Origin of the sequence: Pedobacter sp. (assembly GCF_039594775.1) — a bacterium.
Taxonomy (GTDB): Bacteria; Bacteroidota; Bacteroidia; order Sphingobacteriales; family Sphingobacteriaceae; genus Pedobacter.
This window is the reverse complement of sequence record NZ_JBCNMT010000005.1, coordinates 340,074-349,229: the sequence shown is the minus strand read 5'-3', so window position 1 is coordinate 349,229 and position 9,156 is coordinate 340,074. Positions and strand designations below refer to the sequence as shown.

Here is a 9,156-nt window from a genome sequence, read left to right as displayed (position 1 = left end):
ACAAAAAAAGCCCCCGACATTTCTGAAGGGGGCTTGTAAGGATAGGCACCGACCTACTCTCCCACGTGTTACCGCAGTACCATCGGCTCTGGCGGGCTTAACTTCTCTGTTCGGAATGGGAAGAGGTGGACACCGCCGATATAGGCACCTGAAGATTTTTATTTAAGTGCCGGGTTTCATGTTTTAAGTTATACGCCGTATAACGTACCACTTACAACCTATAACCTACAACCTAAATGACATATTATTGAAAGAAGTTATGCGAAGAACAAACAACGTGTGTGCAGCTCTTGAAAGCCTCGGGCTATTAGTACTACTCGACTGTGGTGTCGCCACCTTTACATCTGTAGCCTATCAACGTAGTAGTCTGCTACGGCCCTATATGGAATCCTCATCTCGTGGCTAGTTTCGCACTTAGATGCTTTCAGCGCTTATCTATTCCCAGCGTAGCTACTCTGCAATGCCCCTGGCGGAACAACAGATTCACTAGAGGCTAGTCCAACCCGGTCCTCTCGTACTAAGGTCAGCCCCACTCAAGATTCCAACGCCCACAACAGATAGGGACCGAACTGTCTCGCGACGTTCTGAACCCAGCTCGCGTGCCACTTTAATCGGCGAACAGCCGAACCCTTGGGACCTTCTCCAGCCCCAGGATGTGACGAGCCGACATCGAGGTGCCAAACCTCCCCGTCGATATGAGCTCTTGGGGGAGATCAGCCTGTTATCCCCAGCGTACCTTTTATCCTTTGAGCGATGGCCCTTCCATGCAGAACCACCGGATCACTATATCCGTCTTTCGACCCTGATCGGCCTGTATGCCTCACAGTCAAGCAAGCTTATGCTATTGCACTCCCCGTACGGTTACCAAGCGTACTGAGCTTACCTTTGAAAGCCTCCGTTACCTTTTTGGAGGCGACCACCCCAGTCAAACTACCCATCAAACAATGTCCTCCGCTCAGCGGAGTTAGACACCGAATACAGAAAGGGTGGTATTTCAACGTTGGCTCCACGACGCCTGGCGACGCCGCTTCAAAGCCTCCCACCTATCCTACACATCCTGTACCCAATGTCAATGTTAAACTGTAGTGAAGGTGCATGGGGTCTTTCCGTCCCGTTGCGGGTACCCGGCGTCTTCACCGGGACCACAATTTCACCGAGCTCATGGCTGAGACAGCGCCCAGATCGTTACACCATTCGTGCAGGTCGGAACTTACCCGACAAGGAATTTCGCTACCTTAGGACCGTTATAGTTACGGCCGCCGTTTACTGGGGCTTCGATTCAATGCTTCGCCTTGCGGCTGACATCCCCTCTTAACCTTCCAGCACCGGGCAGGTGTCAGGCCTTATACCTCATCTTTCGATTTTGCAAAGCCATGTGTTTTTGTTAAACAGTCGCCTGGGCCTTTTCACTGCGGCTGCCATTGCTGACAGCGCCCCTTCTCCCGAAGTTACAGGGCCATTTTGCCGAGTTCCTTAGCCATGATTCACTCGAGCACCTTAGAATTCTCATCCCGGATACCTGTGTCGGTTTGCGGTACGAGTTTTTATAGCCTAGGGCTTAGCGGTTTTTCTTGGAAGTCTGATTACCTGCGCTATCCACTTGCCCGAAGGCTCGCGGTACTATCGACATTCAGCACACACGGCGGATTTGCCTACCATGCGTATACCTACTGTCTTCAACGAACTATTCCGTCAGTTCGCGGCAGTTTCACTACTCCGTCCCCACATCGCAGCTATAAAAAGTACGGGAATATTAACCCGTTGTCCATCGACTACCCCCTTCGGGTTCGCCTTAGGCCTCGACTAACCCTGATCCGATTAGCGTTGATCAGGAAACCTTATCCTTTCGGTGGGCGGGTTTCTCTCCCGCCTTATCGTTACTTATGCCTACATTTGCTTTTCCAGAAGCTCCACCATTGCTCGCGCAACAGCTTCGCCGCCGCTGGAATGCTCCCCTACCGATATATTTCAATCCCATAGCTTCGGTATACGGTTTGATGCCCGTTTATTATCCATGCACGATCGCTCGACTAGTGAGCTGTTACGCACTCTTTAAATGAATGGCTGCTTCCAAGCCAACATCCTAGCTGTCTATGCAATCGCACCTCGTTAGTTCAACTTAACCGTAATTTAGGGACCTTAGCTGATGGTCTGGGTTCTTTCCCTCTCGGCCCAGGACCTTAGCACCCTGAGCCTCACTGCCGGTTATATTATATAGCATTCGGAGTTTGTCTGGATTTGGTAGGATTTGACTCCCCCGCACCCAATCAGTAGCTCTACCTCTATATAACTCAACACCGACGCTGTTCCTAAAAACATTTCGGGGAGTACGAGCTATTTCCCAGTTTGATTAGCCTTTCACCCCTACCCTCAGGTCATCCGGAAACTTTTCAACGTTTATCGGTTCGGTCCTCCATTACGTGTTACCGCAACTTCAACCTGCCCAAGGGTAGATCACAAGGTTTCGCGTCTACCTCCACTGACTATGCGCCCTATTCAGACTCGCTTTCGCTTCGGATCCGTGCCTGAAGCACTTAACCTTGCCAGTGAAGAGTAACTCGTAGGCTCATTATGCAAAAGGCACGCCGTCACACCACGAAGGTGCTCCGACCGCTTGTAAGTATACGGTTTCAGGTTCTATTTCACTCCCCTGTTCGGGGTTCTTTTCACCTTTCCCTCACGGTACTGGTTCACTATCGGTCTCTCGGGAGTATTTAGCCTTACCGGATGGTGCCGGCAGATTCCCACAAGGCGTCTCCGACCTCGCGGTACTCAGGATACTGTTAGGCCATTATTGCTTACGTGTACGAGGCTGTCACTCTATATTGCCGGGCTTCCCATCCCGTTCCACTTCGCGTTAATGTAACCACATCACAGTCCTACAACCCCACATATGCCGTAACATAAGTGGTTTGGGCTCTTTCCCTTTCGCTCGCCACTACTCAGGAAATCATTGTTATTTTCTCTTCCTCTGCTTACTTAGATGTTTCAGTTCGGCAGGTTCGCTCTTATTGTGCCATGTCTTCAACATGGCGGGTTTCCCCATTCGGAAATCCGCGGATCGAATCTCATTTGCAGATCCCCGCGGCTTATCGCAGCTTATCACGTCCTTCATCGCCTCCGAGAGCCAAGGCATCCCCCGTATACTCTTTGTTACTTTCTTCCACTCGTGCGCCTTTTGCGCCGCACGGTGTGCTTTTTTGCTCTTGTCATGATGTCTCATACCACGCTTCCCATTGCTGGTGGCGCGGTGAGCACAAACACAACAGTCGCCTATTGTTGTTTGCTCTTCTTTTTAACTTCTTCCAATATGTCAAAGAACTTTCTCTCGGTGGAGCAAGGATAAAGGAGCAAGGGATAAAGACTTGGTCTTTGATCTTTGTTCTTTCATCTTTGTTCACCAAAGTGGTGGAGAATAACGGAGTCGAACCGTTGACCTCCTGCGTGCAAGGCAGGCGCTCTAGCCAGCTGAGCTAATCCCCCAAAAAAACTTATCCGTAGTCCCGTCCAGATTTGAACTGGAGACCCCTACATTATCAGTGTAGTGCTCTAACCAGGCTGAGCTACGGGACTATATCGATGTGCCATCCATATCCCCTGCCCTGTGGCCGGTTTAGACCTGCGGCTTCATCTTCTTGGTGTTTTTTCTTTTTATTGCGAGATATCCATCATTTATCATTTGGGCGCAGCGAGTGGTTGGTCCCACTCCAGAAAGGAGGTATTCCAGCCGCACCTTCCGGTACGGCTACCTTGTTACGACTTAGCCCCAGTTATCGGTTTTACCCTAGGACGCTCCTTGCGGTTACGTACTTTAGGTACCCCCAACTTCCATGGCTTGACGGGCGGTGTGTACAAGGCCCGGGAACGTATTCACCGCGTCATTGCTGATACGCGATTACTAGCGAATCCAACTTCACGGGGTCGAGTTGCAGACCCCGATCCGAACTGTGAACGGCTTTTTGAGATTGGCATGATATTGCTATCTAGCTGCCCTCTGTACCGTCCATTGTAGCACGTGTGTAGCCCCGGACGTAAGGGCCATGATGACTTGACGTCGTCCCCTCCTTCCTCTCTGTTTGCACAGGCAGTCTGTCTAGAGTCCCCACCATTACATGCTGGCAACTAGACATAGGGGTTGCGCTCGTTGCGGGACTTAACCCAACACCTCACGGCACGAGCTGACGACAGCCATGCAGCACCTAGTTTCGTGTCCCGAAGGACGCATCCATCTCTGGATGCTTCACTAACTTTCAAGCCCGGGTAAGGTTCCTCGCGTATCATCGAATTAAACCACATGCTCCTCCGCTTGTGCGGGCCCCCGTCAATTCCTTTGAGTTTCACCCTTGCGGGCGTACTCCCCAGGTGGAACACTTAACGCTTTCGCTTAGCCGCTGACCGTGTATCGCCAACAGCGAGTGTTCATCGTTTAGGGCGTGGACTACCAGGGTATCTAATCCTGTTCGATCCCCACGCTTTCGTGCCTCAGCGTCAATCAGACCATAGTAAGCTGCCTTCGCAATCGGTGTTCTGTGACATATCTATGCATTTCACCGCTACTTGTCACATTCCGCCTACCTCTAGTCCATTCAAGCCCATCAGTATCAAGGGCACTGCGATGGTTGAGCCACCGTCTTTCACCCCTGACTTAACAGGCCGCCTACGCACCCTTTAAACCCAATAAATCCGGATAACGCTTGGATCCTCCGTATTACCGCGGCTGCTGGCACGGAGTTAGCCGATCCTTATTCTTACGGTACATTCAGCTTTCTTCACGAAGAAAGGTTTATTCCCGTACAAAAGCAGTTTACAACCCGGAGGGCCGTCTTCCTGCACGCGGCATGGCTGGTTCAGGCTTGCGCCCATTGACCAATATTCCTTACTGCTGCCTCCCGTAGGAGTCTGGTCCGTGTCTCAGTACCAGTGTGGGGGGCCATCCTCTCAGATCCCCTAGCCATCGTAGCCTTGGTGGGCCGTTACCCCGCCAACTAGCTAATGGCACGCATGCCCATCCTTCTCCCATAAATGTTTGACCCCTCGACGATGCCGCCGTGTGGTCTTATGCGGTATTAATCCGGATTTCTCCGGGCTATCCCCCAGAAAAGGGTAGGTTGCATACGCGTTACGCACCCGTGCGCCGGTCTCAAGCAAGCAAGCCTGCTCTACCCCTCGACTTGCATGTATTAGGCCTGCCGCTAGCGTTCATCCTGAGCCAGGATCAAACTCTCCATTGTAAAATGTTGTAGTTCGAACACTGACTATCTATTAACTAAAATTGATTGTCTGTTCTTAATTGTATTGTCTGTAAGAACCGACCCAAAGAAAACAGTTTGACTATATGTACTTTACAGTAAACATTTTCGCCTCGCTGCGCTTGTATAAATGATATCTCTTTAATGAACTTTCCGACCTGGCCTCGCGGCGGTCTTCTATATCTTCGACTCGTTCGTCGGCCAGTCTTAATGTTCTGGCATCCGTCCCATCGTTTCAATCTTTTTTCTATTCGCCATCAAGCTCCGCTCGATAGCTCCCATTCCGTTTGGGACTGCAAAGGTAGGAAACTTTTTCTTTTCCGCAAATAAAAAATGAAATATTTTTTATTTGCCTTCTCTTCACCTTCTCTCCCCCGTCATTCCCCCTTTTCAACCTTCCCCTCTTCCTCCGAAGCGGAGTGCAAAGGTAGGAAAACTTTTCCCTTCCGCAAGAAAAAAATAAAACTTTTTTTCTTTCCGTTTGTCCTAGCTTTTCATCGTCCCATCTTCCTCCGAAGCGGAGTGCAAAGGTAGCAAAATATATCCCCCGCGCAATACATAAGCCGTTTTTTATTGAAGGAACCTACATAAGACACTGGGGAACAGAAAGAAAAAATAACAACCTATCTGAAAACTGATTTAAAACTCTTAGGAATGGTATCTATATTGCATCTCCTATTGTAAGTTTTATATTTAATCAACCTAAAAACAAGGAATGAATACTCGCCATATTAGCACTATATATATATAATAAAGGCAAGCGCTCTTCTCATCAGCATCTGGGTTTAGAACATCCCCAATAGATACTATATATAAATGTATAAAGAAGAAATTTTGAAATGATGAAGCCGCTAAGAAATAAAACCAGTTAGGCTTTAAATAGCTTCTTGTATAAATGATTGGCCAGGCCACTAAAAGAGGTCTTGTTTTTTTGCCCTTGATGTATCTGCAGCAGTGATTTCTGCTTGATTTCTGCAATCAATTGTGAAAAATATACGGTTGGCGACAGAAAGTCGTCATAAACTTGCCTACACTTTAATTGTAGTTCTTGCGTTAGGCCTTGTTCATGTATTTGTACTGTGCGCCGCAAACATGTTTCCGTATCATCTTCAAAAACCAGAATTTCATTCCAAGCAATCTTATCTGAAAAAGGCAATAACATATTTGTATTTACCAGCACGGGTATCCTTCCACAGGAAAGTACTTGATAAAATCGCATCGAAAAATTACCTGCACCTCTATTAGATAAAGTAAATTGGGTATTTTCTATATTATTGAAAAACTCGTTGATCAAAGATTTATCATGCGGCTTTCCTCCCCAAAACTTCTCCCTAACTAAAAAATCACTAGTAACCTGTTTGCTTTTCAGGAATGCATTGACCAGTTTTTTACGATGTTTTGAAAGCAATCCACAAAAACCAATGATAGGCAACTCACTTTTTGGAGATAAGGGATAGGGTGCTTCCCTCCCTTCCCATAGATAAGGCAGAATGATTTCGTGATTCCTCAATTTGCTTGCTCTTGCACTTACCCGCAGCAAAATCAAATTATCGAAATGTCCGTAATCACTCTCATCATCGAGCATGATAAAGATGAGTACCTTTTTTCCTAGCGGCTTGTATTTTTCTGAGATCTGTTTAAGAAACTTCCCAATCTGCTTGGCATCTTTATAGAGGTCATGATATAACACCAATTCACAATCTTCTAAGGATGCGGGCTGATAGGCGCTACTTTGAGCAACAAAAAAGAGTGTACCGTCTAATGGTTCGGCGTGGTATATTTTAAGAGGTGCGATGATTTCCACTTTGCGTTAGTATTGCCCCGTACTTAACAGTACCAAGGTACAAGCTTCTGTATATGCTATTTGATGCTTATCGAGCAATTCTTCCAACGCCTCATTTTCAGTGCCTGGATTAAAAATTACTCTTTTCGGTTTTGTGGCAACAATATAATCAACATATAGTGGTTGGGTTGCTGGCCCTATATATAAGGTAATGGTATCTATATCATGATAGATGGTATCTGGTTTTTCTATCGCTACCCCAGCTACTTCGCCCTTCTTTATTCCAATATTAACAATTTGATGGCCTCTGCTGGTTAACATATGAGCTGCTTTGTAGGCATATCTATCTGGGTCAGTGCTTGCTCCTATAATTAATGTCTTTTTCATTTCTTTAATTGCTTACGCAGATTTTAATATTGCAAAGATAAAACGGTTTTGTGGAGTTAATGTTTATGCTGATTTAAAATGGCGTTGGCACAATTTACCCCATCAATGGCTGCAGAAACAATCCCTCCAGCATAGCCAGCACCTTCAGCACAAGGATAAAGTCCTTTGATTTGTGGATGCTGAAATGTCTCCTTATCTCGTGGTATACGAACTGGAGAGGATGTTCGACTTTCGACACCCACCAAAATTGCTTCGTTGGTATAATAACCTTTCATCTTTCTGCCGAATAATGGCAGCGCTGAACGCAAGCTCGATGAAACAAATTCAGGCAAGATATTATCAAGCATTACGCTCTTTGTTCCTGGCAGGTACGAGTTTTTCGGCAGATCGATAGACAATTTATTTTCCACGAAATCTATCATCCGTTGTGCAGGTGCTACCAAGTTTCCTCCACCGGCTTCAAATGCCAGTTGCTCAATCTCCGACTGAAAGTTAAGCATCCTCAAAGGGTCATAACCTTGAACGTCTTCTAAGGTAACCTGAACCACTGTTCCTGAATTGGCATATGGATTATTTCGCTTTGAGGGCGACCAACCATTGACCACAATTTCATCCAAACCAGTAGCGCAAGGTGCTATAATACCTCCGGGGCACATACAAAATGAAAATACACCACGGTTTTTCACTTGCTCTACCAAACTATAATAGGCTGGGGGCAAGTACTCACTCCTCACGTCGCAGTGATATTGCGCTTGATCGATCACATTCTGTGGATGCTCTATCCTAACTCCCAAAGCAAAGGGTTTGGCTTCGATCAAGATATTCTTGCTATTTAACAGTTCATAAATATCTCTTGCCGAGTGTCCAGTGGCCAAGATAACGGAATTAGCAGCTATTTCTTGTTCGTGGTTAACGATGATTCCCTGCACTGTGCCATCTTTAATGATCAGGTCGGTAAGTTTCGAATCGAAGAGCACTTCTCCGCCTGCCTCCAAAATGGTTTCCCTAATGGCAGTAATAATATGGGGTAATTTATTCGTGCCAATATGCGGTCGTGCATCAATCATAATGTCTTCATCGGCACCATGCTGTACAAAAATTTGCAGTACCTTATTAATATCACCACGTTTATTAGATCTGGTATATAACTTCCCATCTGAGTAGGTTCCCGCTCCACCTTCGCCATAGCAATAATTAGATTCGGTATTTACAACACCCTGCTTATTGATTGCTGCCAAATCCCTACGGCGTTGCTTTACATCCTTCCCCCTTTCTACCACAATTGGCTTCAAGCCATTCTCTATGCATTGCAAAGCAGCAAACAAACCGGCTGGCCCCGCCCCAACAATGATGACCTTTTTATCATCGGCTATTTTAGGGTATTTAAAAGAAATTTCTTCTGGGATGTAATCTTCATTGATGAAGACTCTTACCTGCATGCGATAAACCACTTTTCTAGAACGGGCATCAATAGATCTTTTAAGGATTTTAAAGTCTTTGATTTGATCGCGACCCACTTTCAAGTTTTTTGAAAGCGTTTCTAAAATTGCTTTTTCATCGGCAACTTCATGGGGAGGAAGGGTTATTTCAATATCTTTTTGCATAATGGTGAGTCGAGTTTTTATCTCGAACCCTGCAAAATTAGCAAATTAGCTTGATGGTAAGATTGTTTTTATGCTTATCTTGTTGTTAAATATGGCAAGTTGTCAGTTTTTTGTTTGTTTTGGTAACAAGGAA

General features: G+C 46.4%; 3 protein-coding genes, 2 tRNA genes and 3 rRNA genes. All 8 read right to left on the bottom strand.

Annotated elements, in window-relative coordinates; genetic code table 11:
- Positions 1-40 precede the first annotated feature (40 nt).
- The 8 genes from rrf to ABDV71_RS14475 all read right to left on the bottom strand — a co-directional run bounded on the left by rrf (position 41) and on the right by ABDV71_RS14475 (position 9,023).
- Positions 41-152, bottom strand: a 5S ribosomal RNA gene (rrf, locus tag ABDV71_RS14510).
- Between the two features lie 136 nt (positions 153-288).
- A 23S ribosomal RNA gene (locus tag ABDV71_RS14505) occupies positions 289-3,163 on the bottom strand.
- 243 nt (positions 3,164-3,406) lie between these two features.
- Positions 3,407-3,483, bottom strand: a tRNA-Ala gene (locus tag ABDV71_RS14500).
- Between the two features lie 15 nt (positions 3,484-3,498).
- Positions 3,499-3,573 (bottom strand) — tRNA-Ile (locus tag ABDV71_RS14495).
- A 138-nt stretch (positions 3,574-3,711) separates the two neighbouring features.
- Positions 3,712-5,231: ribosomal RNA gene (locus ABDV71_RS14490) — 16S ribosomal RNA — on the bottom strand.
- Together the 16S, 23S and 5S rRNA genes with 2 tRNA genes alongside form the textbook arrangement of a ribosomal RNA operon.
- Positions 5,232-6,117: 886 nt before the next feature.
- Complete coding sequence (locus tag ABDV71_RS14485) at positions 6,118-7,053, bottom strand: exostosin family protein (protein ID WP_343533766.1); 936 nt, start codon at positions 7,051-7,053, stop codon at positions 6,118-6,120.
- Between the two features lie 6 nt (positions 7,054-7,059).
- A complete protein-coding gene (locus ABDV71_RS14480) occupies positions 7,060-7,419 on the bottom strand; it encodes a CoA-binding protein (RefSeq protein WP_343533764.1) in 360 nt (119 codons plus the stop codon).
- Positions 7,420-7,475: 56 nt separating this feature from the next.
- Complete coding sequence (locus tag ABDV71_RS14475; protein WP_343533762.1) at positions 7,476-9,023, bottom strand: FAD-dependent protein; 1,548 nt, start codon at positions 9,021-9,023, stop codon at positions 7,476-7,478.
- Positions 9,024-9,156 lie beyond the last annotated feature (133 nt).

Bases quoted from the DNA above. Each gene is read 5' to 3' on its own strand.
- ABDV71_RS14480 (WP_343533764.1), bottom strand. From the start codon at position 7,419: ATGAAAAAGACATTAATTATAGGAGCAAGCACTGACCCAGATAGATAT.
- ABDV71_RS14475 (WP_343533762.1), bottom strand. From the start codon at position 9,023: ATGCAAAAAGATATTGAAATAACCCTTCCTCCCCATGAAGTTGCCGAT.